Below are 26,474 nucleotides of genomic sequence, written 5' to 3' on the forward strand. Positions count from 1 at the left end.
TAGTGACCACGTAACTCAGCCAGTTTGGATTAGCGCAATGAAATATCAAAAACTTGAAAACCAAGAAGCACATTGGAAATGGTTATATTTAATTAAAAAACATCGTGAAGGTGAAAATATTACCCGCTATGAAGAAAAAAGTTTACGTGAAAGCATTACCCTTCAGCTCGTTGAAAAACAAAACCAACCACAACAAATTGAAGAGTGGATTCAATCCCACCTTGCTCAAGATTTAATCGTTAAATTAGATCAAGCCATTCGAGCCAGACGTAAACGCTTTTTCAATGGTGAAAAGCAATCTACTAAGAAAAAATCAATTGATCTAGAATATGCTGTTTGGCTACGTTTATCGCGTTATTCACGTAAAATGAAAATGACTTTATCAGAAACTATTTCTTATATGATTGATGAACGTGAAAGCAAAGCACAATTTGAAAATCAAATGTCTGCAATGAAAGCTGGCTTAAAAGACTTATTAAAATAACTTTTCTATAAAAAAGTCGCTGTTCAAGAAACAATAAAAGACAAGAGGATCTTGTCTTTTTAGGATACTAAATTGATAAGAGAAAAGAATTATTCAACGATTGGAACAATTTTCGTTGCATGTGAGCCTTTATCGCCATGTACAACTTCAAATTGTACTTTTTGTCCGGCTTTTAATGAACGGTATCCTTCCATTTCAATCACTGAGTAATGTGCGAAAATATCCGCATCACTGCCTTCAGCTGAAATAAAGCCAAAACCTTTTGCATTATTGAACCATTTAACAACGCCTACTTCCATAATAAAACCTCTAATGGTCTCACGACCTCAATTGATTACTTTTATTTTAATAAGACTACTGCCTTACCACCCGAAATATGGTTAAATATTCAATGAATTTTCTCGTTTTGGCAATTAGAAATAGTTCAAAATCAAACCAAGATCACAAAATTTTTTACTTACTTACGTCTTGCGCCATTTAACGAGCACAAAAAAGAGTAAAATTTTTATTTTTGTACATTTTCTTGTGAGTATTTCTCACGTAATGCCTGCGCTACTTGTGCGATTGCCTCTCCGCTTCCAATACCTTGTGCCATGAGCAACTGAATTTGCTCTACGGCTTTTTGTTGTTCTTCATGAGTTAAGTTTAATAAAAAATTATCTAACATTCTTTTTTCCTTTCAATTATGTATTTAACTTCTCAAATAAAAAGTTACTCCAAATAGACCGCACTTTGTTTATTTAAACTGGGACCAACCAAATATCTCTAACACTTTTAGCCAATCTGCATCTAGTTCAGCGGTTAATTTTATAGGTTCTCGTATGATCGGATGAATAAAAACTAAAGTTTCTGCGTGCAACATTAAACGTTTCACTTCCGTGTACTCAGTAAAAGCTCGATTTTGGTGTAAATCTCCATATTGAGTATCACCTAAAATTGGATGAAAAATATGTTTCATATGGCGACGCAACTGATGCTTTCGTCCCGTTTGTGGCAAAAGTCGTACTAATGAATAACGAGTTGTATTGTATTTTTTAACTGAATAAGGCATTTCAACCGTCAACAAGCCTTGATAATCGGTCACAGCATCCTGAGGCGCTTTATCTTCTTGTACAAATTTATCCGCAACCTTATCTAATTTAACTTTAAGTGGATAATCAATCCTTTCTTTTCCAGTTAAATAACCTCTCACAATCGCCAGATAGCTTTTTTCTACTTGTTTATCTTCAAATTGTAAACACAGTAAATTCGCAACTTCACTACTTAATGCAAATAATAAAACGCCAGAGGTTGGGCGATCTAAACGGTGAATAGGGTAAACATGCTGTCCAATTTGATCACGTAATGTTTGCATAACAAATTGTGTTTCATGCATATCTAGCCAGCTTCGATGTACTAACATTCCAGCAGGTTTATTGACCGCAACCAGATAGTCATCTTGGTATAAAATTTCTAATTCCATTGGCTATTTCTGCAACACTTTTTCAATTTCGCTGATCGGTCTTAATAATTGTGCCAATCCGTCCATTTCTTTCAACGCTTCTTCAATATAAGGCGTAATGGAAATTTTAGTTGGCAATGGCGATCCACTTTCGATCAATGCGTACATACGGGGGATAAAAATCCATTGTAACCATTCCGTTGGCGACATCGTATCTAAAGCAAATGGCTCTTGGCTCAAAAATGCACTTTCAGCAGGCGCTGTCATTTGCCATAAATTTAACTCCACCATCACGCTTTGAAGTTCTTGCAAATGTAATTTCGTTTGTTGATACATAATTCTTCCTTTCAAAAATGAGGCGGCTATTTTAGGGGATTTTCTCGCATTGTGCCACTTATACAAAAAGTGCGGTAAGTTTTATAGAAATTGTTTAGAATACCCAACAATAACAACCCAAATTATACTGAATTATGTACCTTATTGAGATCTTCTTTCGTTATACCCCAACAGATACTGAACAAAATCCAACCTATCCTCTCAATCAAATTATTGATCAATGGCGTTACAACGGACAAATTATTGGTCGTGAAATTCCGCTTTATTTTGCAGAGCAAGAAAATACCCAAGGTTTTGCTATTCGTGTCATTTGCCCAGAACAGAATAGCCTCTTACCAGAATACAATAATCAAGAAGTGGACAAAGCACTTGAGTATGCCCAAAAGTGCGGTCTCTTTTTAGATAGTTTTCAAGTAGTGGCAGATGACCTCAATTCTGATACAACTAGCGAAGTAGATAAACCCTCTTGGCAAGTGCTTTATACCACCTATTTACAATCCTGCTCTCCCCTACATAGCGGCGATGACCTTGCACCAATTCCTTTATATAAATCACTTAAAAACATACCGCACTTAAGTATGGATGTGATCAAATGGCAAGAAAATTGGCAAGCCTGCGATCAGTTACAAATGAATGGTTCCGTTTTAGAACAACAAGCATTAGCCGAAATTTCCAATGTGGATAGCACACTGAGTAAACACGGGCGTTATTTAGTCAAAGAAATTGAGCAACAAACTGGCGTACCGACCTACTACTATTTATATCGTATTGGTGGTGAAAGTTTGGCAACTGAACAGAAACGTTGTTGTCCAAATTGTGGAAGCAATTGGGCGCTAGAATCACCGTTTTTTGACTTATTCCATTTTAAATGTGATGATTGTCGCTTAGTTTCGAATTTATCTTGGCATTATGCTTAACGCATTTTTGTGAGAAAAATGACGTTAAATTATACGTAATTCCCTGATTTTTTTAGCTTGCTGCACAAATGCGAGGGAAAAATCAGGGGTTGCTTTCTTTGCTTATTTTCTTAATCACTACTTTTATCGCCAAAAGAAAATAAGTCGCCCTCAGGCGAAATCCTGAGAATTTAATATGAAAGGACAAAATAATATGCACTATCAAGACGATAGTTTAAACAAACTGACACTCGGACAACAAACACAATATGTGTCAAATTATGACCGCACTTTATTACAACCTGTACCACGCAAACTCAATCGTGATGGATTAGGCATAACTGAACAGAAACCATTTAATCAAGGTGCTGATATTTGGACAGCTTATGAAATCTCGTGGTTAAATCCAAAAGGCGTGCCACAAGTGGCGATTGCTGATGTGGAAATTGATTTTCGTAGCCAAAATTTAATTGAATCAAAAAGTTTTAAACTTTACTTAAACAGCTTTAACCAAACCAAATTTGACAGTTTTGCTGAAGTTGAACGCACATTAGCAGAAGATCTTGCACAATGTGCACAAGGTGATGTAAAAGTGACATTACATTCTTTATCAAAATATCGTGCTGAACCTATCGCTGAATTATCAGGCGTTTGTATTGATGAACAAGATATTGAAGTCGAGAGCTATGAATTTAATGCGGATATTCTACAAAACTGTGTTTCAGAACAGATCGTTGAAGAAAATCTAGTGAGTCACTTATTAAAATCAAACTGTTTAATTACCCAACAACCCGACTGGGGAAGTGTGCAAATTCATTATGTAGGTAAGCAGATTGATCGTGAAAAATTGCTCCGCTATTTGATTTCATTCCGTCAACACAATGAATTCCACGAGCAATGTGTAGAGCGTATTTTCTGTGATTTAATGCGTTTTGCAAATCCAGAAAAACTCACTGTATATGCACGCTATACAAGACGTGGCGGATTAGACATTAACCCGTTTCGTTCAAACTTTGAACCTATTCCACACAATCAGCGTTTAGCTCGTCAATAGGAGGTTGCAATGAGCAATAATATCCATTATGTCAATCCTCGTGGGAGTATGGATCAGCTTTCCCATTTGGAAGTTGAGTTACTCACGAAAAAAGTAAAAAGTAAACTTTATACTCTTTATCGCAACTGCTCACTGGCAGTGTTAAATTCAGGTGCGGTAACAGACGACAGCCGTGCATTATTGAATAAATACCCTGACTTCGATATCCACTTAGTAGCAAGGGAACGAGGTGTTTCGCTGGAATTACATAATCCACCAGAAGATGCGTTTGTAGATGATCGTATTATTCGTAATATTCAATTCCATTTATTTGCAGTGTTACGTGATATTTTATTTGTTAACGTGCTAAACCAACGTATTAATCCTTGTAACATTCAAGACAGCAAACATATTACCAACTTTGTTTTCTCTATTTTACGTAATGCTAAAGCTTTACCTGTTGGGACACATCCGAATTTAATTGTATGCTGGGGTGGTCACTCAATAAATCAAGTGGAATACCAATATTGTCGAGCAGTGGGAACTGAGTTGGGCTATCGTGAACTTAACATTATTACAGGTTGTGGACCGGGTGTAATGGAAGCACCAATGAAAGGGGCTGCGATTGGTCACGCCAGCCAACGCTACGAAAAAAGCCGTTTCATAGGGATTACAGAACCATCAATTATTGCATCAGAACCACCAAATCCGATCGTGAATGAATTGATTATTATGCCAGATATTGAAAAACGCCTTGAAGCTTTTGTGCGTATGGGACACGGGATCATTATTTTCCCAGGAGGTCCGGGAACATTTGAAGAGCTACTTTATATTCTCGGCATTAAATTAGCGGAAGACAACAAAGATCAACCATTACCACTCATTCTCACGGGTCCAAAAGAAAGTGAAGAGTACTTTAGAACCATTGATCGTTTTATTGGTGAAACTTTAGGTGAAGAAGCACGTTCACTTTATGAAATCATTATTGATGATCCTGAAAGTGTAGCTCGTAAAATGAGCCAATCGATGCACAATGTGAAAGTAAAACGCTATCAAACTGGCGATTCTTATGCATTCAATTGGTCTTTAAAAGTACCAATGGATTTCCAAATGCCATTTGTACCAACGCACGACAATATGGCGAACCTAAATTTACATCGTAACCAATCGACAATGGATTTAATTGCTAATTTACGTCGTGCCTTTTCAGGAATTGTGGCAGGAAATATTAAACCAGAAACTCAAGATCGTATTGAAGAACTGGGTGTATTTAAACTACACGGTGATGCAGAGTTACTTGAAAAAATCGACCAAGTGCTACAAGACTTTATCGAACAAGATCGTATGAAATTGCCAGATGGTACAGATTACGAGCCTTGTTACGAACTCGTCAAATAAACCTAAAAAAATGCACCTCAAATGATTTTCACTTGAGGTGCAATATCAAAAAATGCGTTTTTTATACCGCGCTTTTATCTCCAAGCTTTATATTGATTGATCAAACCGTTCGTTGAACTGTCGTGACTTACAATTTTCTCATCACTTGATAACTCAGGTAAAATACGGTTGGCTAATTGTTTACCTAACTCAACGCCCCATTGGTCAAAGCTGTAAATATTGAAAATCACGCCTTGAACAAAGATTTTGTGCTCATACATCGCAATTAATGCACCTAATGTGAATGGTGTAATTTTTTGCACCAGAATTGAGTTAGTTGGTTTGTTACCCGTAAACACTTTAAATGGCACGATGTCTTTGACTGTATCTAATGATTTACCTGCTTTCACAAATTCTGCTTCGACTTCTTCTTTCGATTTACCAAACGCTAATGCTTCAGTTTGTGCAAAGAAGTTAGATAACAGTTTTTGGTGGTGATCTGCTAATGGGTTATGTGTTTGCGCTGGTGCAATAAAATCACAAGGAATTAATGTTGTACCTTGGTGAATCAATTGATAAAACGCATGCTGACCGTTAGTACCCGGTTCACCCCAAATAATTGGACCAGTTTGATAGTTATCAATTACTTCGCCATTGCGATCAACATATTTACCATTTGACTCCATATTACCTTGTTGGAAATATGCCGCAAAACGGTGTAAATATTGGTCATAAGGTAAAATTGCTTCGGTTTGTGCACCTAAGAAGTTAGTGTTCCATAAACCCACTAATGCTAACGTGGTTGGAATATTTTTTTCAATTGGTGCCGTGCGGAAGTGTTTATCCATTTCATGTGCACCGGCCAAAAGTGCTTCAAAATTGTCAAAGCCGATTGATAATGCAATAGATAAACCAATTGCAGACCATAATGAATAACGACCACCAACCCAATCCCAGAACTCAAACATATTATTGGTATCAATACCAAATTCAGCAACTGCTTTAGCGTTAGTTGAAAGTGCTGCGAAATGTTTTGCAACGTGGCTTTCTTCTTTCGCACTTGCTAAGAACCAATCACGTGCAGACAATGCGTTAGTCATTGTTTCTTGTGTCGTAAAGGTTTTTGAGGCAACTAAGAATAAAGTCGTTTCTGGGTTTACTTTTTTCAACACTTCAGCAATGTGTGTACCATCAATGTTAGACACAAAGTGTAAATTCAAATGGTTTTTATATGGACGTAATGCTTCAGTCACCATATAAGGGCCTAAATCTGAACCGCCGATACCGATATTGATCACATCAGTGATTGCTTTGCCGGTATAACCTTTCCATTCACCTGAAATCACACGATGACAGAAGTCTTTCATTTTTGCTAACACCGCATTCACTTCTGGCATCACATCTTTGCCATCAATTAAAACTGGTGTATTAGAACGGTTACGAAGTGCAGTGTGTAATACTGCGCGATCTTCTGTTTTATTGATTTTTGCACCAGTAAACATTGCTTCAACCGCATCTGATAATGCACATTCATTTGCAAGTTGACGTAATAAACCCAATGTTTCTTTTGTGACATTATTTTTTGAGAAATCCACTAACAGTTCATTGTTAAAAGACAATGAGTAATCGGCAAAACGATCTTTTTCTTGAGCAAAAAGTTGTTGAATTGTGACCGCACTTTGCGATTTATGATGTTGCTCTAATGCCTTCCAAGCATTAGTTTTTGTAGGGTTGATGTTTTTCATTGTTGTTTTCCTTATTTCCAAATATAAAAATAATTAATTTAACTAATCGACATATTCTGTAAGCACGCGTGGAGTTAATTTTGTAATCAACTCATAACTAATCACACCACTAAGCTCAGCAATTTCCTCAATTGGTAATTCTTTGCCCCATAAAATCACTTCATCGCCTACTTTATCTTGACTGTCTTGCCCTAAATCTACAGTGAGCATATCCATTGATACTTTACCAACAATTGGCACACGACGACCATTTAGATAAACCGGTGTACCCGTTGGAATATCACGCGGATAGCCATCGCCATAACCAATTGCAACTACACCTATTTTCGTGTCTTTATCACTCACCCAAACACCGCCATAACCTACTGGCTCGCCTTTTTTATGTGCCTTAACTGAAATTAGCGAAGAAGTTAAGGTCATTACTGGAGTTAAATCATATTCCCTTGCTGGCACATTAATTGGCGCAATCCCATACATAATGATACCCGGACGGATCCAATCTAGATGAGAATCTTCCCAGAATAAAATGCCGCCTGAAGCTGCAATACTACGCTCACCTTTTTTATCCGCAGTAGCTTGCAAAAAACGGTTTAACTGAAGTGCGGTGTAATCTGAATGAATTTCATCCGCCCGACTGAAATGACTTACAAAACCAATATTAGGATCCACATTTGGCGTATTTTTTAATGCTTGGTAAAATTCATCCACTTGCGATAAATCAACACCTAGACGATGCATACCTGTATCAATTTTCAGCCACACTTTAATTGGATTTGGCAAATCGCTACTTTGTAACGCTTCTAGCTGTTCAATATTATGCACAACTGTTTGAATATTATTCACTGCTAAAATCGGTAAGTCTTGAGTGCAAAAAAAACCTTCTAATAGCAAAATAGGTTTGGTTATCCCATTTGAACGTAAACTCAAGGCCTCTTCTAAACGTGCGACACCAAAACAATCAACCATTTTCTCAACAGCTTCAGAGACAAAAACTACACCGTGGCCATAAGCATTAGCTTTCACAACAGCAATAATTTTTGCATTTGGGGCTTTTTGTTTAATAGTTTGAATGTTGTGTTTTAATGCAACGGAACTAATTTTTGCCGTTGCTGGCTTCATATTCATTAATAATCGTCTCTCATTTCTCTTTGTTCTGCCAAATTATCGAAGCGAGAATATTGACCTCTAAAAGCAAGCCTTACACGTCCAATCGGACCATTACGTTGCTTACCTATGATAATTTCGGCAATGCCTTTGTCTTCAGAATTATCGTTATATACCTCATCACGATAAATAAACATAATTAAGTCAGCATCTTGCTCAATAGAGCCTGATTCACGTAAATCTGAGTTTACAGGGCGTTTATCTGCTCGGTTTTCCAAAGTACGATTAAGCTGTGACAATGCAATAACAGGCACTTCCAATTCTTTTGCTAATGCCTTAAGAGAACGTGAAATTTCTGCGATCTCTAAAGTGCGGTTGTCCGCAAAACCTGGCGCACGCATCAGTTGTAAGTAATCCACCATAATTAAGCTCAAGCCACCGTGCTCTCGGTAAACCCGCCTTGCACGAGAACGTAACTCTGTTGGCGTTAAACCAGAAGAATCATCGATATATAAATTCGGTTTATTAGCAAAAATGCCCATTGTACTACCAATTTTTGCCCAGTCACTTTGATCAAGCCCTTGTCCAGTACGGATTTTTACCTGATCAACACGCGATAATGATGCTAAAGAACGCATCATAATCTGTTCCGCAGGCATCTCTAAACTGAACACTAAAACAGGTTTATCACTTTTTAATGCTGCATTTTCACATAAGTTCATCGCAAAGGTTGTTTTACCCATTGATGGACGTGCCGCCACGATAATTAAGTCTGAAGGCTGCAAACCCGCTGTTTTTTTATCTAACGCATCAAAGCCTGTGCTTACACCCGTAATACCATTATGCCCTTCGGTTTGGCTTAACAGCTCAATGCGGTCAATAGTTTTTTCTAAAATAGCACAAATATTCTGTGGACCTTCGTTTGACGTTGTGCGTTTTTCTGAAATTGCAAAGACTTTACGCTCAGCTTCATCTAAAATATCTTTAACTTCCATTCCTTTGGTGTTATAACAACTTTGTGCCACTTCATTACTCACACCGATCAAATCTCGCAAAATGGCTCGATCACGTACGATCGCCGCATAAGATACGATATTCGATACACTTGGTGTATTTTTTGACAGTTCAGCTAAATAAGCAAAGCCACCCACTTCGTCACTTAAATTTTTCTCACGAAGAAATTCATAGATATTGATAAGATCGATAGGCTTGCCTTGCCTCACGAGATTTTCCATTTCTTGGAAAATCACACGGTGACCTGCAAGATAAAAATCATCGGGAATAAGCATATCACTGATGCTATCCCAGTGCGCTGGATGAATTAAAATACCGCCTAACACTGATTGTTCTGCTTCCAAAGAATGTGGTGGAACAACGATTTGCTCCAAAGATTGAGGTGTGTTTCTTGAGGTATTTTTCGCCATAGAATTGGTATTTTATGAATTAAAAATTGGGGTATATGATATACCAATTCGCATTTTTATTTAAGAGAGAATTAAGTAAAAATATGATTTGCCGCAAAACAGATGGCGTAAAAATTCATAAAAAAACGACCGCACTTTGTCAACCTAAAGTGCGGTCATTTTGAGTGAAATTTTCAAGGTCAAAAATCTAACCAGATAATTAAACTTTTTCTAGTTTTGCTAAATGTGCAATAAGCCATTTGATCCCTTGATTTTGGAAAGCAATTTGCAAACGAGTGTTATTGTCAGAACCTTCCACATTAATAATTGTACCTTGTCCAAATTTAGCGTGTAGCACTTTTTGCCCCATTTTCCATTCGTTGTCAGATAACAATGGTGCGACAGAACCGACTTTTTGTTGATTCATTGCACGTGTCACAGTACCACGCAAACGAATATCTTGGATACATTCTGTTGGTAATTCGGCAATAAAACGTGAAGGTAAATGACGTTCTTCTTTTGCATATAATCGGCGGCTTTCTGCATAACAAATCGTCAGTTTTTGTTTTGCACGAGTAATGCCCACATAGGCAAGGCGACGCTCTTCTTCTAAACGTCCCGGCTCTTCGAAAGAACGGAAACTTGGGAAAAGCCCCTCTTCAACCCCTACCATAAACACACGAGGGAATTCCAACCCTTTTGCTGAGTGTAATGTCATCATTTCCACATATTCTTGGTGTGGTGAGGCTTGTTCTTCGCCAGCTTCTAAAGAAGCGTGAGTTAAAAATGCGGTTAAATCAGAAAGGTCTTCTGCTTCATCTGGTTTCACAAACTCTTTTGTCGCAGTCACTAACTCTTCCAAGTTTTCGATTCGCACTTCCCCTTTCTCGCCTTTTTCTTGCTTGTACATTTCATACAAACCAGAATGTTTAATCACGAAGTCTGTTTGTGCAAACAATGGCATTTCTGCGGTGTCTTGCTGTAAGGAATGAATAAGTTCCATAAAGCGCAATAAAGCAGTTGCCGCTCGGCCAGTAAGTAAGTTTTCTTGAATAGCTAATTGTGTGGCTTGCCATAAAGTCACTGATCGTTCTCGCGTTAAATTACGCAAAATATCTAACGTGCGGTCACCAATGCCTCTCGCCGGTGTATTAATCACACGCTCAAATGCTGCATCATCATCTCGATTTGCAATTAAGCGAAGATATGCCAATGCATCTTTGATTTCTTGGCGCTCAAAGAATCGCATACCACCGTAAATACGATAAGGGATTTGTGAACGAATCAAGGCTTCTTCAATCACACGTGATTGGCTATTGCTACGATAAAGCACTGCACAATCATTTAATTTGCCACCATTTTCTATCCATTGTTTGATTTGTGCTGCAACAAATAAAGCCTCGTCTAATTCATTGAATGCCGCATAAATTCCGACAGGATCGCCTTTTTCTCCTTCGGTCCATAAATTTTTACCTAACCGGTTAGTGTTATTGGCAATTAAATGGTTTGCACTTTCAAGAATATTGCCTGTTGAACGATAATTTTGCTCTAAGCGAATAGTTTCAGCTTTCGGGAAATCATCTAAAAAACGTTGAATATTTTCAATTTTTGCTCCACGCCAACCATAAATCGATTGATCGTCATCACCAACAATCATTACGTTACCTTGCTGACCAGCCAACAATTTAACCCAAGCATATTGAATTTTATTAGTATCTTGGAATTCATCCACCAAAATATGTTGGAAACGTTCTTGATAACGTTGCAAAATCACAGGCTTTTTGATCCAAAGTTCATAAGCTCGTAACAATAATTCAGCGAAATCCACTAAGCCAGCACGATCACAAGTATCTTGATAAATTTGATAAATTTTAATCCACTCTCGTTCGTGTTTATCATTATTATCATCTATTTGATGTGCTCTTAAACCATCATCTTTTTTATTATTAATGTACCAACACACCTGTTTTGGTAAAAATACCTTTTCATCAAAATTGTGCAATTTAAGTAGGCGTTTAACTAAACGAAGTTGATCATCAGAGTCTAAAATTTGGAAATCTTGTGGAAGGTTTGCATCAAGATGATGCGCACGAAGTAAGCGATGAGCAATACTGTGAAAAGTCCCCACCCACATACCGAATAAACGTTGAGAAGAATGGTTTGCAAGTGTACTTTCAATACGATGACGCATTTCTGCTGCTGCTTTATTAGTAAAAGTTACCGCCATAATGCTACCTTCAGAAATGCCTTCTACCGCAATCAACCATGCGATACGATGAGTTAATACTCGAGTTTTGCCACTCCCAGCACCCGCCAATACTAAATAATTGCCTAACGGTGCAGCCACGGCCTTACGCTGTTTGTCATTTAACCCATCTAATAATTCTGAAATATCCATTCACTTTTCGCCTTATCTGATTTTTTATTCAAAATAATGTTATTTGCACATAACATAAATTAGGGCAGTTTTTGTTCTGCCCTACATATTACTACTCATTTAAACTGTCTTTTTATACAGTAAATTATAGACAAAACTCTTAAAAAAACAACCGCTCTTTTCCAGCATAAACTGTTGCACGCCCTTCTCTCGCAAAACCAACTAACGTCAGTTGATAATCTTTTGCCATATTGACTGCTAGCTCTGTTGCAGCTGAAATTGCCACTAACATTTCAATGCCACAGGCGGCTGATTTTTGCACCATCTCATAACTTGCACGGCTAGTCACTAACACAAATCCATTTGGGAATTGTTGTTTTGCTCGCCAGCCTAATAATTTATCTAATGCAACATGACGACCAACATCTTCACGAATTGCAAGCAAATTACCTTCTAGATCAAAAAAGCCCGCTGCATGCGTTGAGCCTGTTTCTTTACCTAATTCTTGCGCTTGTTGTAATTGTTTTAAACAACTGTCTAATTTATTCAAATCAAATTGAAAAGTGCGGTCTAATTTTGGCAATTTTTTATTTACCTGTTCTAATTGCTCTGCCCCACAAATTCCACAACCTGTTCTGCCAGCGAGTGTTCTACGTTTATCTTTTAAGCGAATGAAACAACGTGTTGCCAATTCAATTTGCACTTCAACCCCGTTGCAAGTTGGTACCACATCCATTCCATAAATATCACTTGTTTTATCAATAATGCCTTCTGCTAAAGAAAAGCCTAGTGCAAAATCCATTAAATCTTGTGGTGAACACATCATCACAGTGTGAGAGATGCCGTTATAAACGAGTGCAACAGGCGTTTCTGTCGCAAGACTTTCTTCTCGCTCCACATAAGTTATTTTCTCGTTAGAAAAATGTTGTTTTTTTGTTAATTTGCTGAAAAAACCAACTATTGATTTTGTGATCCAGTTCAAAATATTTTTCCTTAATTATTAAATTTGCTTATAGATTTAGCAATGAAAAGCCGGTATCCTAAATAGCATAAAATTGCTGGTAATTTGACTATTTTAAGATTTATATCAACAATTCCTACTTGTTAAATTGTAAAACAATTTTAACACGCAAAAATAAAGTATGCGAAAATAACGCATCTTAACGTTCGGTGGATATTAGTTATACCCTTTAATATTCACTGTTTTCTACAAAAACGAATTTACTACGATCAAAACTAACAAATTGACTTTGTTAGGTAAGGAGTATTGATTATGCAGGTCAGCAGAAGAAAGTTCTTCAAGATCTGTGCAGGGGGAATGGCAGGAACGTCAGCTGCAATGTTGGGTTTTGCACCAGCAACCGCACTAGCAGCTCCTCGCGATTACAAATTATTACGTACACTTGAAACACGTAATACCTGCACATATTGTGCTGTAGGCTGTGGTATGTTGTTATACAGCCTTGGCGATGGTGCAATGAATTCTAAAGGAAAATTAATTCACATCGAAGGGGATCCAGATCATCCTGTAAGCCGTGGTGCGCTTTGTCCAAAAGGTGCCGGCGCATTGGATTATGTAAACAGCGATCGCCGTGTAATGTACCCAGAAGTACGTGAACCAGGTTCAAATGAATGGAAACGTATTTCTTGGCACGAGGCAATCTCTCGTATTTCTCGTCATATTAAAGATGACCGTGATACCAACTTCATTGAGAAAAATGAAGCAGGTGAAACAGTAAATCGTTGGATGACGGCAGGTTTCTTAGCCGGTTCAGCTTGTAGTAACGAAACGGGTATCTTAACGCAAAAATTCGTTCGTTCCCTCGGGATTATCTTTACAGACAACCAAGCGAGTATCTGACACGGACCAACGGTAGCAAGTCTTGCTCCATCATTTGGTCGCGGTGCGATGACTAACCACTGGGTTGACATTAAAAACTCCGATCTCGTCATTGTAATGGGCGGTAATGCTGCGGAAGCTCACCCAGTTGGGTTCCGTTGGGCGATTGAAGCAAAAAAACAAAACAATGCAAAATTGATAGTCGTCGATCCACGTTTCAATCGTACTGCTTCAGTTGCTGACATTTATATGCCATTGCGTGCAGGTACGGATATTGCATTCTTATCAGGTGTTCTTCGCTATCTTTTAAATAATGATAAGATTCAACACGAATACGTTAAACACTATACAAATGCAACGTTCTTAGTAAACGAAAACTTTAAATTTGAAGATGGTTTATTCTCTGGTTACGATCCTGAAACACGTAAATACGACCGTTCAACTTGGGGTTACCAATTTGATGAGGAAGGACAGCCAAAACGTGATATGACAATGCAAGATCCACGCTGTGTGATTAACTTGCTGAAAGAACACGTTCAACGCTACACCCCAGAAATGGTGGAACGAATTACAGGTACTCCAAAAAAAGACTTCCAAATATTCTGTGAAGAAATTGCAAAAACTTCTGCACCAGATAAAGCTGCAACCTTTCTATATGCGCTAGGTTGGACTCAGCATACTGTAGGCTCACAAAATATTCGTACTATGGCAATAATCCAATTGCTTTTAGGTAATATTGGTGTGTCTGGTGGTGGTGTAAACGCATTACGTGGTCACTCAAACGTACAAGGAATTACTGATTTAGGTTTATTCCCGAACCGTTTACCAGCGTATCTTCCATTACCAACGGAAGCGGATAAGAACTTAGAAGATTTCTTAAATCGTATTACGCCGAAAACCATGATGAAAGATCAGGTGAACTATTGGAAAAATACACCTAAGTTTATGGTAAGTATGCTCAAATCATTCTATGGTGACAAAGGCACTAAAGAGAATGAATTTGGTTACCACTATTTACCAAAACTACCAAAAGGCGGTACAGACCAATTCCGTTACATTGAGGATATGTATAACGGCAAAGTTAATGGTTTCTTCTGTCAAGGTATGAATCCTGTTGCATCATATGCAAACTCACAAAAAATCATTAAAGCATTAAGTAAATTAAAATACTTAGTGATTTTCGATCCATTGATTACAGATACATCAGAATTTTGGAAAAACTACGGCGAATTTAATGATGTAAAAACAGAAGAAATTCAAACCGAAGTATTCCGTTTACCGACAACTTGCTTCGTTGAAGAAGATGGTTCGATTGCCAATTCTGGTCGTTGGTTACAATGGCACTGGAAAGGTGCTGAACCACCAGGTGAAGCTAAAACGGACGGAGAAATTCTTTCGGAATTACGCGCAGAACTTATTCACCTTTATAAAACTGAAGGTGGAAAAGCACCACTTGAACCTTTAGAAGCAATGTCGTGGGATTATGCAAACCCATTAGAGCCAAAAGCGGAAGAAGTGGCTAAAGAAAATAACGGATATGCATTAGAAGATCTCAAAGATGGCGATGGCAACATTATCTTGAAAAAAGGTCAATTGCTTTCTAGCTTTGGTCAAATGCGTGATGATGGTACAACTTCCGGTGCTTGCTGGATCTATACGGGTCAATGGACAGAAAAAGGTAACCAAATGGCGAATCGTGATAATTCAGATCCGTCAAATTTAGGTAACACATTAGGCTGGGCATTTGCATGGCCATTAAACCGTCGTATTCTTTACAACCGAGCAGGTGTTGACTTAGCCGGTAATCCATTTAACCCAAAACGCCAATTAATTAAATGGAATGGTAAAAATTGGAACTATGTAGATGTTGCTGACTATGGTGCAGCGCCACCGAATAGCCCTGTACTACCATTTATTATGCAACCAGAAGGTGTGAGTGGTTTATTCGTGCGTGAGCGTATGGCTGATGGTCCATTCCCAGAGCACTATGAACCAATGGAAACACCAATTGGCACAAATCCACTGCATCCAAATGTGGTTCAAAGTCCAGTTGCACGCATTTTACCAAGTGATAAAGCAGAACTTGGTACAAGTGTAGATTTCCCTTACGTGGGAACAACTTACCGCTTAACAGAACATTTCCACTATTGGACAAAAAATGCATTGCTGAACGTAATTGCACAACCAGAACAATTTGTTGAAATTGGCGAAGCACTTGCAGCTGAAAAAGGTATTAAGCAAGGTGATGTGGTGAAAGTAAGCTCTAAACGTGGCTACATTAAAGCTGTTGCAGTGGTAACTAAACGTATTCGTGCGTTGGTTTCTGATGGTAAGCCAATTCATACTGTGGGTATTCCAATCCACTGGGGCTTCGCAGCAACAACTGGTGCCAAAAAAGGCTTTTTTGCCAATAATTTAACTGTTCGGACAGGTGATGCAAATACACAAACACCTGAATCAAAATGTATGTTAGTTAATATTGAAAAAGTGGGGGCATAAAATGGGTGTAGTTCAATCTCAAAACATTATTAAAGCCTCTGCAACTTCAGGTTTAACGCCTCCACCACACGTGCGTGAACATCAAGTTGAAGTGGCAAAATTAATCGATGTAACCACCTGTATTGGTTGTAAAGCCTGCCAGGTAGGTTGCTCGGAGTGGAATGACTTACGTGCAGAACCCGAAACTTGTGTTGGCGTATATGACAACCCAATCGATCTTAACGCAAAAGCGTGGACGGTAATGAAATTCAATGAAGTTGAAGAAAATGACCGATTAGAATGGCTGATCCGTAAAGATGGTTGTATGCACTGTACTGAACCCGGTTGCTTAAAAGCTTGTCCTGCACCAGGTGCAATTATTCAATATGCTAATGGTATTGTAGATTTTCAATCTGATAAATGTATTGGCTGTGGCTACTGTATCGCAGGCTGTCCATTTAATATTCCTCGTATTAACCAAGAAGATCATCGTGCTTATAAATGTACGCTCTGTTCTGACCGTGTTAATGTAGGCCAAGAGCCTGCTTGTGTGAAAACTTGTCCGACAGGTGCAATCCGTTTTGGTAGCAAAGAAGAAATGAAAGTCTATGCAGAAAAACGCATTCAAGACTTAAAATCTCGTGGCTATGAAAACGCTGGGTTATATGATCCCCAAGGAGTGGGTGGTACACACGTTATGTATGTATTACATCACGCAGATAAACCAGAATTATATTCAGGTTTACCAAAAGATCCGAAAATTGACCCAACAATCACACTTTGGAAAGATGTTCTCAAACCAGTGGCAGCGATTGCAATGGGCGGCTTAGCACTCAGTGCGGCAGCACACTATATTGCTATCGGTCCAAACACTGAAGAATTAGATGAACATCACGAAGAAGAAATCGAAGGAGGCAAAGATGAGTAATATCAAGATCAGTGACGATCAACGTATTGTTCGTCATAAATTGCCAGCTCGTTTAAGCCACTGGTTATTAGTGTTGTGTTTCTTCATCACTGGTTTATCTGGCTTAGCCTTTTTCTTCCCAGATTTTTCGTGGTTAGTACAAATTTTAGGTACGCCACAACTAGCTCGAATGGTTCACCCATTTACTGGTATTGTGATGTTCTTCGCCTTCTTAAATATGGTGAGAATTTACTGGCATCACAATATTCCGGAAAAAAACGACTGGATTTGGTTAAAAAACATCCATGAAGTATTAAAAGGTAACGAACATGCAGTTTCAGACAATGGTAAATATAACCTTGGTCAGAAAATGTTGTTCTGGACATTGATTTTAGCAATGTTCACCTTATTAATTACTGGTATTATTATGTGGCGTCAATATTTCGCTCATAACTTCTCAATTCCAGTGATTCGTATTGCGATCTTATTCCACTCAGCTTGTGCATTCTTATTATTCACAGGTATTATGGTCCATATGTATATGGCATTCTGGGTGAAAGGATCTATTCGTGGAATGGTGGAAGGCTGGGTAACTGTACGTTGGGCGAAAAAACATCACCCTCGTTGGTACCGCGAAGAAGTTCTACCTGAACTCGAAAAAGAGCTAGCAGAAAAACAAAAATCTGCGAAGTAACAACTCGTTAAGCATTAAAGTGCGGTAAAATTTACCGCACTTTTGTTTATACCCAACCACATTGCGCATTTCTGCAATGTATAAAAGAAGCTAAGATATTATGAGCATCCGAATTCTACCTGATACTGAAATTAAACAAGCAGCAAGTTCGTTCCATCACCCACAATTATTGTTTGCCAACCCGAAAAATTTATATCAACGTCGTGCCGATCGTTTCACAACATTGGCTAAAGCGCATCCTTTAGAAGACTATCTCAATTTTGCCAGCCAAGTGGCACAAGCTCAATTAGCAGTGTTACAACAAAAACCGATTGAGAAAGATCCACACTTAGATGAAAGCGTATTGACGGAAGAAAAGTTAGCAGAACAGCCTTTGCACTTTAAAAATTGGCAGCGTTCGCCTGTTTGGCAAGAATTACTTTATGCGATTTTAGAAGAAGTTAAACCGCACGCCAATGACACTATTCTATCGACAATTGAAGATTTACAAAAAATCGCAAGTAGCGAATTAGAACAACTTGCTGATGATTTACTTGCACAAAATTTCTCACAAGTGCCAAGCGATAAAGCGTTATTCCTTTGGGCTGCACTGTCTTTATATTGGCTTCAACTTGTGCAACAAATTCCACATTCAAGCCATAGAGAAAGCGGTGAAAACTTACATCTTTGCCCGATTTGTGGATCTTCGCCAGTAGCGAGTGTAATTCACTTTGGTAGTGAACAAGGTTTACGTTACCTTCATTGCTCTCTTTGTGAAAGTGAATGGAATATGGTGCGATCAAAATGTACCAATTGCGATCAAACTGGTAAGTTAAATTATTGGTCATTAGATAGCGAAATGGCAGCGGTTAAAGCCGAAACATGTGGCGATTGCCATAGCTATTTGAAAGTAGTTTACCAAGAAAAAGATCCAAAAGTAGAACCTGTTGCTGATGATTTAGCGAGTCTATTTTTAGATGTAGAAATGGAAGAAAAAGGCTTTCAGCGTAGTGGGTTAAACCCATTCTTATTCTCAAACGAATAATTTACTTCAATAAAAATGGTTAGAAATCATTACTGATTTCTAACCATATAAAATCTCTATGTTTGATTTTGTCTATTTAATTTGAATTATTCAGTCACACAATTCTTAAGGATTGCCTTACCATCACCAAATAAGCTTGCAGTATTACCTTTTGTTTTAAGCTCATAAGTATAATTTTTATTAATCGCTTTATAGTTTGCACCAGAAGCCGTATTTTCGATTTCAAGAGGAGTCATTTCATCCACTTGATTGATAATCGCAAAAGAATTTTTATCTGTATTGATAAAAATCACATCTAAAGTCTTTTTACCTTCGCAACTGTAAATAATTTTGCTCAACTCACCTTTTGAACTATTTTCTATAATACTTGCTTGTGCAGAAATTGCAGTTAAAGATAAGGCTGCTGCCACTGTTGCAATAAGTGTTGCTTTATTTAATTTCATAAATACTCCTATAAAGTTTATCACGCTCATAAGCGCACTTCCTTTGACTTTACTATATGAAAAAAAGTTCGCTAAGAATAATTCCTTCAATAAAATTTTACTTAAGCTACAGACTAACAATACGATAAAAAGTAAAAGAACCAATGATTTTTGATGAAAAAAAGCATACAATACAACCCACATTTGCACCTTAGCTAAAATCTTGATAAAGTGCGGTAAGATTTGTGCGAATTTAATATATAGGAATAAAAATGAGCCAAGAATATTTAGATTTTGAATTACCGATCGCAGAACTTGAAGCAAAAATCGAGTCACTTCGTTCTGTAGCAAGCCAAGACGATGGAATCAACTTGGATGATGAAATTGCCCGCTTACAAAAGAAAAGCGCAGAACTTACTCAAAAAACCTTTGCAAATTTAGATGCGTGGCAAGTATCAAAAATGGCTCGCCACCCAAATCGCCCTTACACTCTGGATTATATTGAACGTATTTTTACCGAATTTGAAGAATTAGCTGGTGATCGTGCATTTGCTGATGATAAAGCTATTGTTGGTGGTTTAGCGCGTTTAGATGGTAAACCAGTAATGGTGATTGGTCACCAAAAAGGCCGTACTGTAAAAGATAAAGTAAAACGTAACTTTGGTATGCCCGCACCAGAAGGCTATCGCAAAGCATTACGTTTAATGCAAATGGCAGAACGCTTTAACTTACCTATCATTACATTTATTGATACACCAGGTGCTTATCCTGGTGTTGGCGCAGAAGAGCGTGGGCAATCAGAAGCAATTGCACGTAATTTACGAGAAATGTCATTGTTAAAAGTGCCTGTGATCTGTACTGTTATTGGTGAAGGTGGTTCTGGTGGTGCATTGGCAATCGGTGTCGGCGACAAAGTGAATATGTTGCAATACAGTACTTATTCTGTCATCTCACCTGAAGGCTGTGCTTCTATTTTGTGGAAGAGTGCAGACAAAGCGTCAACTGCGGCAGAAGTAATGGGCTTAACTGCAAGCCGCTTAAAAGAATTAAACCTAATCGATAATATCGTTGAAGAGCCACTTGGTGGGGCACATCGTGATTTTGATGTAATGGCACAAAATCTAAAACGACGTTTATTAGATGATTTAAAAGATCTTGAAATGCTTGACCAAGATAATTTATTACATCGTCGTTATCACCGCTTGATGGATTACGGCTATTGCTAAATCTTTAACTAAAAAGTGCGGTAAAAATACCGCACTTTTTTTGGAGAGCATTATGCGTTTCGTTCTATTCTTCTTATCTGCTATTTTCTTTTCAAGTTACTCGCCCCTCACTTTTGCTGACCAATATCAATTCTCATTTGAACCTCGTGAATTGACTCAACCAGTAATGATGAAAGCCCAATTTATTAAGAAAATGATGTTGAATAAACAAGAAATTGACCTTTATCAAACAGAATACGAAGATAATATTGAGGGTGGCTGGTTAAAAAGCGCGATTACTCAATTCTCAACCAAACTAAAAGCAGAAACACTGGCACATTTTGATCTCTACGCAATGCCCTATGAGCAAATGTTATTAGTGCCAAAAGGCTGGCAATTACTCAATGGCGCTGTAGGTGCAAACGGCTCAACATCTTATGTCTTTGTACCGAAAGAAGGTCGTGGACATTTTTCCTATTATCACGCAGCAAGTTGTATGGGCTGTGCAATGATGGCCGCTTCAATATTCTTTCCTGAAGCGAAAAAAGATGCCAAAGAGAATGACTTTTTATTTTACGACAGCACCAATCTCCCTATTTCACAGGTGTCGCTCAATCCACATTTAATTGCCTATCAAGTGAATCAAGGTAAAAAACGACTTGATGGTGTTGCCTATTATAATATCAACGAAGATTCCCCATTTTGGCAAGCTGAAATCAGCTTACCTGAAAATCAACAAAAATTAGCGACTCCGCTACTTAATCAATTTATTCGAAAAGGAAACTAGAATGAAGCACGTTCTGTCAATACAATCCCACGTCGTTTATGGCTATGCAGGCAATAAATCAGCGACTTTTCCTATGCAGCTTTTAGGCATTGATGTCTGGGCATTGAATACTGTTCAATTTTCCAACCATACGCAATATGGTAAATGGACAGGGATGGTCATTCCTAAAGAACAAATTGGTGAGATTGTACGTGGCATTGATGCCATTGACTCTCTGCACTTATGTGATGCTGTTGTATCTGGCTACATTGGCTCCGCAGAACAAGTTGAAGAAATTATCAACGCTGTTCGTTTTGTAAAATCGAAAAATCCAAACGCACTCTATTTATGCGATCCTGTAATGGGTCACCCTGATAAAGGCTGCATTGTGGCAGACGGTGTGAAAGAAGGCTTAGTGAATTTAGCGATGGCTGAAGCCGATCTAATCACGCCAAATTTAGTGGAATTACGCGAGTTAAGTGGTCTACCTGTTGAAAATTTCGAACAAGCATTAGAAGCCGTGAAAGTTATCTTATCTAAAGGTCCTAAAAAAGTACTTGTTAAACATTTAAGTAAAGTGGGTAAAGATGCCACACAATTTGAAATGCTATTAGCAAATCAAGACGGTATGTGGCATATCAGCCGTCCATTACACCAATTCAAAAAAGAACCTGTTGGTGTAGGAGACTTAACTGCAGGCTTGTTTATCGCAAATCTACTTAATGGTAAATCTGACATCGAGGCTTTTGAGCATACAGCCAATGCAGTAAATGATGTAATGACCGTTACACAGCAAAAAGATAACTATGAATTACAAATTATCGCTGCACGTGATTACATTATGACCCCCGTTAGCCAATATAAAGCCGTAAAAATTGCTTAGTCCGAAACAAAAAGGGCGTTACAATTAACGCCCTTTACTTTTATCTCACACGTTTATGTTATTAACAAAATTCCAAGCCCAAATTGATAAATACGCCTCAACACAAAAGCAATTTTTAATTGGTTTTAGTGGTGGTTTGGACTCCACCGCCTTACTTCTGCTATTCACAAAACTTCGTGAAAATCGACCGCACTTACAAATGCGTGCCATTCATATTCATCACGGTTTGAGTGCAAACGCAGATAGTTGGACAGAACACTGCAAACAAATTTGTGAACAGTTAAACGTGCCATTAATTATTGAAAAAGTGCGGGTAGATACCTGTAATGGCATTGAGGCGGGGGCGCGTGAAGCACGATATCAAGCTATATCACAACATATTTTACCTGATGAGATTTTAGCGACTGCACATCATCTACAAGATCAAACAGAAACATTTTTTCTTGCCTTAAAACGTGGAAGTGGTTTGCAAGGATTGGGGGCGATGCAATTACAAAGCACAGTCTATAATTTGCCGGTTTTTCGCCCTCTACTCCATTTTACTCGCCCCGAATTAGAGCAATTTGTGCAAGCCACAAAATTGGATTGGGTGGAAGATGAAAGCAATCGTGATAACCGCTATGAACGCAATTTTCTGCGTAATGAAATTTTACCTGAACTACGTCAACGCTGGGCGCATTTTGATTTAGCAGTGCAACGTTCTGCACAGCATTGTTTTGAACAACAGCAATTAATCAATGAATTATTAGCCGATGAGTTTGCACAAAACTTTGATAAAACTGACCGCTCTTTCAGTATTCAACAATTCGCACAATATTCTGCGACCAAGCAGAAAGCGTTATTGCGCTTATGGCTCAATGAATGGCAATTGCCAATGCCCTCATTAGTGCAACTTGAACAGATTATTCAGGATGTCATTTTTGCCAGATCTGATAGCAATCCATTATTCCAATTAGGTGAAAAGGTTGTTCGTCGTCATCAACAAAAATTGTATTTAACGCCACAATTTACGGATATTTCAACCCATAAAGTCGACATTAAAATAGGTGAAACAGTTTGCTTACCTGATAATTTAGGCACATTAACGCTTACGCAGCAAGCCGATAAATTACTTGTACAGTGGAAAAATAAACAGCTTGTGACTCAAAAGTTACCTTTCACAAACTCCCCGATTCAAATACGTTTTAGCTACTCTAGCAAAATTCGTTTAACAGAAAAATCCGCCAATAAAGAAATGAAGAAGATTTGGCAACACTTTAATGTGCCAGTGTGGCAACGCCAACGTATTCCATTGATTTTCTATGGTGATAAGCTCAAAAGTGCGGTCGGTTTGTTTGAAGTTTTCGATGAAAATAACGAATAAGGAAAAAATAAGGGCAGAATATTCTGCCCTTTGTTTTATTTTAGCAAGTTCGGTGAAACGAATTAAATCGCCCAACCACCTACATAGAACGCCACTAATGCAACAGCGATCACGATAGTACCGATATTTAATTTTTTATATTCACCAGATACTAAACGACCAATCACTAATGTTGCGAAACCTAACATAATGCCAGTTACGATATTTGCAGTTAATACGATAAATACTGCACAAACTAAACCACTCATCGCACCGATGAAATCATTGAAATCTAATTTGCTTACATTGCTTAACATTAATAAACCTACATACATTAATGCTGGTGCAGTTGCATAACCAGGCACTAAGAATGCTAATGGTTGGAAGAATAACATTAATAGGAATAACACACCCACAACGACTGCGGTGATACCTGTTTTACCGCCTGCTGCTGTACCTGCTGCAGATTCAATATACACTGCTGCTGGCGCTGTACCAAAAATACCAGAGAAAATACTACTTACAGAGTCTGAAGTTAATGCTTTACCACCGTTGATAATTTGACCATCTTTATCTAATAAGTTTGCTTGGCCAGCAACTGCTCGGATTGTACCTGTTGCATCGAATACAGCTGTCATCACAAGGGCAAATACCACAGGTAAAATAGCAGGTTGTAATGCGCCCATAATATCTAATTGTAAGAATAATGAATTTTCACCGAAAGTTGGCATTTGGAAAACTTTACCACCAAATTTCACATTTGGATCGAAGATTAAACCTACGATAGTGATCGCAATAATCACCCATAAGATACCACCTTTTACTTGCATTCTTTCTAAGCCGATAATTAATGCCAAGCCGATTAATGACATTAATACAGGGAATGAAGTGAATTCACCTAATTTCACTGGTAAACCAGCTTGGTTGCTTACCACTAAACCAACGCCGTTTGCAGCGATTAATAATAAGAATAAACCGATACCGATACCCGCACCATGTGCAATGCTGATTGGTAAGTTACGTAAAATCCAAGCACGAACACCTGTTGCAGAAATGAGTGTAAACACAATACCCATTAAGAACACTGCGCCTAATGCCACAGGGATACTCACTTGTTGACCTAATACTAAGCTGAATGCGGTAAAAGCTGTTAATGAAATCGCACAACCAATCGCCATTGGCACATTTGCCCATAAGCCGATTAGAATAGAGCCTAAGCCTGCCACTAAACAGGTTGCGATAAATACAGATTCAGCAGGGAAGCCTGCTGCACCCAACATTTTGGGTACAACTATCACAGAGTACACCATTGCTAAAAACGTCGTTAGTCCAGCAATCACCTCTTGGCGAACACTTGAACCACGTGTGGTGACTTCAAAATGTTTTTCTAAAGACATATTGTTTCCTTAAATTAAAATAGTAAAAGTAAAAAATAAGCGCATATTCTACGCTAATTTTTATAATAGTAAACGTTTGCGTAAAATGATTAAGATAAAAATTAATATAAAGGGAATTTATAAGAGAATGTGTAAAATAATGAGGTAAATAAAAAAGGGATCCTTCTCTTTACTTTTTATAGAAAATTCAATTACTCATTCAGCATACTTTGTCATTATGGTATAGATCTTTCACTTACTGCGCAAAAGATCTATACTAACTATAATTTTCAATCAGATAAACGAAGCAACTAAGGACAAAATATGGCAATTCTTGTAACTGGTGGCGCAGGCTATATCGGCTCACATACAGTTGTTGAGCTACTTAATGCAAATAAAGATGTTGTTGTTTTAGATAATCTTTGTAATTCTTCCCCAAAATCCCTCGAGCGTGTTTCCCAAATCACAGGTAAAACCGTCAAATTCTATCAAGGCGATATTTTAGATACCGCACTTTTACAAAAAATCTTCGCAGAAAACAAAATTCAATCGGTGATTCACTTCGCTGGGTTAAAAGCCGTTGGTGAGAGTGTGCAAAAACCAGCTGAATACTATATGAACAACGTAACAGGTTCGCTAGTGTTAATCCAAGAAATGAAAAAAGCAGGTGTGTGGAATTTTGTATTTAGTTCTTCTGCCACAGTTTATGGCGACCCAGAAATTATTCCTATTACTGAACATTGCAAAGTCGGCGGCACAACCAACCCTTACGGCACATCAAAATTTATGGTGGAACAAATTTTAACAGACGTTGCTAAAGCAAACCCTGAATTTAGTATCACTATCTTACGTTACTTCAACCCTGTGGGCGCACACGAAAGTGGCTTAATTGGTGAAGATCCAAACGGTATTCCAAACAACTTATTGCCTTATATCAGCCAAGTAGCTATCGGTAAATTACCACAACTCTCTATTTTTGGTAGCGATTATGATACTCACGACGGCACCGGGGTACGTGATTATATCCACGTTGTGGATCTTGCTATTGGTCATATTAAAGCGCTTGATCGTCACGAAGGCGATTCTGGTTTACACATTTATAATTTGGGAACGGGCACTGGCTATTCCGTATTAGATATGGTGAAAGCCTTTGAACAAGCTAACGACATCAAAATTCCTTATAAATTAGTTGATCGTCGCCCTGGTGACATTGCAACCTGTTATTCAGACCCAAGTTTAGCGAAAAATGAATTAGGTTGGACGGCAGATCGTGGTCTTGAACAAATGATGAAAGATACATGGAAGTGGCAAAAAAATAATCCGAAAGGCTATCGAGATTAG

The 26,474-nt window shown here is 38.1% G+C and carries 24 protein-coding genes; 13 read left to right on the top strand and 11 right to left on the bottom strand.

Annotated elements, in window-relative coordinates; genetic code table 11:
* The first annotated feature begins 37 nt into the window (after positions 1–37).
* Entirely contained in the window at positions 38–484 is a 447-nt protein-coding gene (gene matP / locus CKV78_RS04195) for a macrodomain Ter protein MatP (RefSeq protein WP_005762261.1), read from the top strand.
* A gap of 89 nt (positions 485–573) precedes the next feature.
* Here matP and cspD read toward each other — a convergent pair whose 3' ends face one another.
* The 4 genes from cspD to CKV78_RS04215 form a co-directional block, all read right to left on the bottom strand.
* Positions 574–783: a cold shock domain-containing protein CspD gene (gene cspD, locus CKV78_RS04200; RefSeq protein WP_005762262.1), complete on the bottom strand. Its 210-nt coding sequence runs from the start codon at positions 781–783 to the stop codon at positions 574–576.
* Positions 784–989: 206 nt separating this feature from the next.
* Positions 990–1,151, bottom strand: coding sequence for a YoaH family protein (locus CKV78_RS10610; RefSeq protein ID WP_005762263.1), 162 nt, complete (start codon positions 1,149–1,151; stop codon positions 990–992).
* Positions 1,152–1,220: 69 nt separating this feature from the next.
* Positions 1,221–1,946, bottom strand: a complete 726-nt coding sequence (truC, locus tag CKV78_RS04210) for a tRNA pseudouridine(65) synthase TruC (RefSeq protein ID WP_005762264.1) — start codon at positions 1,944–1,946, stop codon at positions 1,221–1,223.
* Between the two features lie 3 nt (positions 1,947–1,949).
* Positions 1,950–2,261 carry a YqcC family protein gene (locus CKV78_RS04215; protein WP_032855156.1) on the bottom strand — a complete coding sequence of 104 codons (312 nt, stop codon included), beginning with the start codon at positions 2,259–2,261 and terminating at the stop codon, positions 1,950–1,952.
* A gap of 134 nt (positions 2,262–2,395) precedes the next feature.
* On the opposite strand from CKV78_RS04215, the gene CKV78_RS04220 reads away from it, so the two are divergent.
* From CKV78_RS04220 to ppnN, 3 genes are all read left to right on the top strand, one after another.
* The gene (locus CKV78_RS04220; RefSeq protein ID WP_005762266.1) at positions 2,396–3,178 is read left to right on the top strand and encodes a Zn-ribbon-containing protein; all 783 of its coding nucleotides are present in this window, start codon (positions 2,396–2,398) and stop codon (positions 3,176–3,178) included.
* 193 nt (positions 3,179–3,371) lie between these two features.
* Entirely contained in the window at positions 3,372–4,211 is an 840-nt protein-coding gene (gene queF / locus CKV78_RS04225) for an NADPH-dependent 7-cyano-7-deazaguanine reductase QueF (protein ID WP_032855158.1), read from the top strand.
* A gap of 9 nt (positions 4,212–4,220) precedes the next feature.
* Positions 4,221–5,588, top strand: a complete 1,368-nt coding sequence (gene ppnN / locus CKV78_RS04230; RefSeq protein ID WP_032855159.1) for a nucleotide 5'-monophosphate nucleosidase PpnN — start codon at positions 4,221–4,223, stop codon at positions 5,586–5,588.
* 74 nt (positions 5,589–5,662) lie between these two features.
* Here the strand turns inward: ppnN and pgi are convergent, their stop codons facing one another.
* The 5 genes from pgi to fdhD form a co-directional block, all read right to left on the bottom strand.
* Positions 5,663–7,312: a glucose-6-phosphate isomerase gene (gene pgi / locus CKV78_RS04235; RefSeq protein ID WP_005762269.1), complete on the bottom strand. Its 1,650-nt coding sequence runs from the start codon at positions 7,310–7,312 to the stop codon at positions 5,663–5,665.
* Positions 7,313–7,354: 42 nt separating this feature from the next.
* Complete coding sequence (gene alr, locus CKV78_RS04240) at positions 7,355–8,431, bottom strand: alanine racemase (protein WP_197696251.1); 1,077 nt, start codon at positions 8,429–8,431, stop codon at positions 7,355–7,357.
* Between the two features lie 5 nt (positions 8,432–8,436).
* Positions 8,437–9,840, bottom strand: coding sequence for a replicative DNA helicase (locus tag CKV78_RS04245; protein ID WP_005762272.1), 1,404 nt, complete (start codon positions 9,838–9,840; stop codon positions 8,437–8,439).
* Positions 9,841–10,039: 199 nt separating this feature from the next.
* On the bottom strand, positions 10,040–12,217 hold the full coding sequence (uvrD, locus tag CKV78_RS04250) for a DNA helicase II (RefSeq protein ID WP_005762274.1): 2,178 nt from the start codon (positions 12,215–12,217) through the stop codon (positions 10,040–10,042).
* Between the two features lie 139 nt (positions 12,218–12,356).
* A complete protein-coding gene (fdhD, locus tag CKV78_RS04255) occupies positions 12,357–13,178 on the bottom strand; it encodes a formate dehydrogenase accessory sulfurtransferase FdhD (protein WP_005762275.1) in 822 nt (273 codons plus the stop codon).
* Positions 13,179–13,469: 291 nt separating this feature from the next.
* Between fdhD and fdnG the strand changes: the two genes are divergently transcribed.
* The 4 genes from fdnG to fdhE all read left to right on the top strand — a co-directional run bounded on the left by fdnG (position 13,470) and on the right by fdhE (position 19,139).
* Positions 13,470–16,535 (top strand): formate dehydrogenase-N subunit alpha, encoded by a 3,066-nt coding sequence (gene fdnG, locus CKV78_RS04265; protein WP_155811607.1) that lies wholly within the window; start codon positions 13,470–13,472, stop codon positions 16,533–16,535.
* A gap of 1 nt (position 16,536) precedes the next feature.
* Positions 16,537–17,442 (top strand): formate dehydrogenase subunit beta, encoded by a 906-nt coding sequence (gene fdxH, locus CKV78_RS04270; RefSeq protein ID WP_005762280.1) that lies wholly within the window; start codon positions 16,537–16,539, stop codon positions 17,440–17,442.
* Positions 17,435–18,115: a formate dehydrogenase subunit gamma gene (locus CKV78_RS04275; protein WP_005762282.1), complete on the top strand. Its 681-nt coding sequence runs from the start codon at positions 17,435–17,437 to the stop codon at positions 18,113–18,115. The genes fdxH and CKV78_RS04275 overlap by 8 nt, the downstream gene beginning before the upstream one ends.
* Before the next feature lie 100 nt (positions 18,116–18,215).
* A complete protein-coding gene (gene fdhE / locus CKV78_RS04280; protein ID WP_005762284.1) occupies positions 18,216–19,139 on the top strand; it encodes a formate dehydrogenase accessory protein FdhE in 924 nt (307 codons plus the stop codon).
* A gap of 86 nt (positions 19,140–19,225) precedes the next feature.
* On the opposite strand, the gene CKV78_RS04285 is transcribed toward fdhE, so the two are convergent.
* Positions 19,226–19,582 carry an MliC family protein gene (locus CKV78_RS04285; RefSeq protein ID WP_032855161.1) on the bottom strand — a complete coding sequence of 119 codons (357 nt, stop codon included), beginning with the start codon at positions 19,580–19,582 and terminating at the stop codon, positions 19,226–19,228.
* 251 nt (positions 19,583–19,833) lie between these two features.
* Between CKV78_RS04285 and accA the strand changes: the two genes are divergently transcribed.
* From accA to tilS, 4 genes are read left to right on the top strand one after another with little or no spacing between them, the layout of a single operon-like run.
* Complete coding sequence (accA, locus tag CKV78_RS04290) at positions 19,834–20,787, top strand: acetyl-CoA carboxylase carboxyl transferase subunit alpha (RefSeq protein ID WP_005762286.1); 954 nt, start codon at positions 19,834–19,836, stop codon at positions 20,785–20,787.
* A 52-nt stretch (positions 20,788–20,839) separates the two neighbouring features.
* Positions 20,840–21,553, top strand: a complete 714-nt coding sequence (locus CKV78_RS04295; protein WP_005762288.1) for a DUF4850 domain-containing protein — start codon at positions 20,840–20,842, stop codon at positions 21,551–21,553.
* A 1-nt stretch (position 21,554) separates the two neighbouring features.
* A complete protein-coding gene (gene pdxY / locus CKV78_RS04300; RefSeq protein ID WP_005762290.1) occupies positions 21,555–22,415 on the top strand; it encodes a pyridoxal kinase PdxY in 861 nt (286 codons plus the stop codon).
* Positions 22,416–22,470: 55 nt separating this feature from the next.
* Positions 22,471–23,778 carry a tRNA lysidine(34) synthetase TilS gene (tilS, locus tag CKV78_RS04305; protein WP_005762291.1) on the top strand — a complete coding sequence of 436 codons (1,308 nt, stop codon included), beginning with the start codon at positions 22,471–22,473 and terminating at the stop codon, positions 23,776–23,778.
* 62 nt (positions 23,779–23,840) lie between these two features.
* On the opposite strand, the gene CKV78_RS04310 is transcribed toward tilS, so the two are convergent.
* The gene (locus CKV78_RS04310; RefSeq protein ID WP_005762294.1) at positions 23,841–25,154 is read right to left on the bottom strand and encodes an NCS2 family permease; all 1,314 of its coding nucleotides are present in this window, start codon (positions 25,152–25,154) and stop codon (positions 23,841–23,843) included.
* 303 nt (positions 25,155–25,457) lie between these two features.
* Here CKV78_RS04310 and galE point away from each other — a divergent pair, with 303 nt between their 5' ends.
* Positions 25,458–26,474, top strand: a complete 1,017-nt coding sequence (gene galE, locus CKV78_RS04315; RefSeq protein WP_005762295.1) for a UDP-glucose 4-epimerase GalE — start codon at positions 25,458–25,460, stop codon at positions 26,472–26,474.

The organism is Pasteurella dagmatis, from assembly GCF_900186835.1.
Classification (GTDB): domain Bacteria; phylum Pseudomonadota; class Gammaproteobacteria; order Enterobacterales; family Pasteurellaceae; genus Pasteurella; species Pasteurella dagmatis.

Coding starts and splice junctions, on each gene's coding strand:
- fdxH (WP_005762280.1), top strand. CDS start 16,537: ATGGGTGTAGTTCAATCTCAAAACATTATTAAAGCCTCTGCAACTTCA.
- fdhE (WP_005762284.1), top strand. CDS start 18,216: ATGAGCATCCGAATTCTACCTGATACTGAAATTAAACAAGCAGCAAGT.
- alr (WP_197696251.1), bottom strand. CDS start 8,431: ATGAAGCCAGCAACGGCAAAAATTAGTTCCGTTGCATTAAAACACAAC.
- queF (WP_032855158.1), top strand. CDS start 3,372: ATGCACTATCAAGACGATAGTTTAAACAAACTGACACTCGGACAACAA.
- pgi (WP_005762269.1), bottom strand. CDS start 7,312: ATGAAAAACATCAACCCTACAAAAACTAATGCTTGGAAGGCATTAGAG.
- pdxY (WP_005762290.1), top strand. CDS start 21,555: ATGAAGCACGTTCTGTCAATACAATCCCACGTCGTTTATGGCTATGCA.
- ppnN (WP_032855159.1), top strand. CDS start 4,221: ATGAGCAATAATATCCATTATGTCAATCCTCGTGGGAGTATGGATCAG.
- CKV78_RS04295 (WP_005762288.1), top strand. CDS start 20,840: ATGCGTTTCGTTCTATTCTTCTTATCTGCTATTTTCTTTTCAAGTTAC.
- CKV78_RS04310 (WP_005762294.1), bottom strand. CDS start 25,154: ATGTCTTTAGAAAAACATTTTGAAGTCACCACACGTGGTTCAAGTGTT.
- cspD (WP_005762262.1), bottom strand. CDS start 783: ATGGAAGTAGGCGTTGTTAAATGGTTCAATAATGCAAAAGGTTTTGGC.
- accA (WP_005762286.1), top strand. CDS start 19,834: ATGAGCCAAGAATATTTAGATTTTGAATTACCGATCGCAGAACTTGAA.
- matP (WP_005762261.1), top strand. CDS start 38: ATGAAATATCAAAAACTTGAAAACCAAGAAGCACATTGGAAATGGTTA.
- CKV78_RS10610 (WP_005762263.1), bottom strand. CDS start 1,151: ATGTTAGATAATTTTTTATTAAACTTAACTCATGAAGAACAACAAAAA.
- tilS (WP_005762291.1), top strand. CDS start 22,471: ATGTTATTAACAAAATTCCAAGCCCAAATTGATAAATACGCCTCAACA.
- CKV78_RS04215 (WP_032855156.1), bottom strand. CDS start 2,261: ATGTATCAACAAACGAAATTACATTTGCAAGAACTTCAAAGCGTGATG.
- CKV78_RS04275 (WP_005762282.1), top strand. CDS start 17,435: ATGAGTAATATCAAGATCAGTGACGATCAACGTATTGTTCGTCATAAA.
- uvrD (WP_005762274.1), bottom strand. CDS start 12,217: ATGGATATTTCAGAATTATTAGATGGGTTAAATGACAAACAGCGTAAG.
- CKV78_RS04220 (WP_005762266.1), top strand. CDS start 2,396: ATGTACCTTATTGAGATCTTCTTTCGTTATACCCCAACAGATACTGAA.
- CKV78_RS04245 (WP_005762272.1), bottom strand. CDS start 9,840: ATGGCGAAAAATACCTCAAGAAACACACCTCAATCTTTGGAGCAAATC.
- galE (WP_005762295.1), top strand. CDS start 25,458: ATGGCAATTCTTGTAACTGGTGGCGCAGGCTATATCGGCTCACATACA.
- CKV78_RS04285 (WP_032855161.1), bottom strand. CDS start 19,582: ATGAAATTAAATAAAGCAACACTTATTGCAACAGTGGCAGCAGCCTTA.
- truC (WP_005762264.1), bottom strand. CDS start 1,946: ATGGAATTAGAAATTTTATACCAAGATGACTATCTGGTTGCGGTCAAT.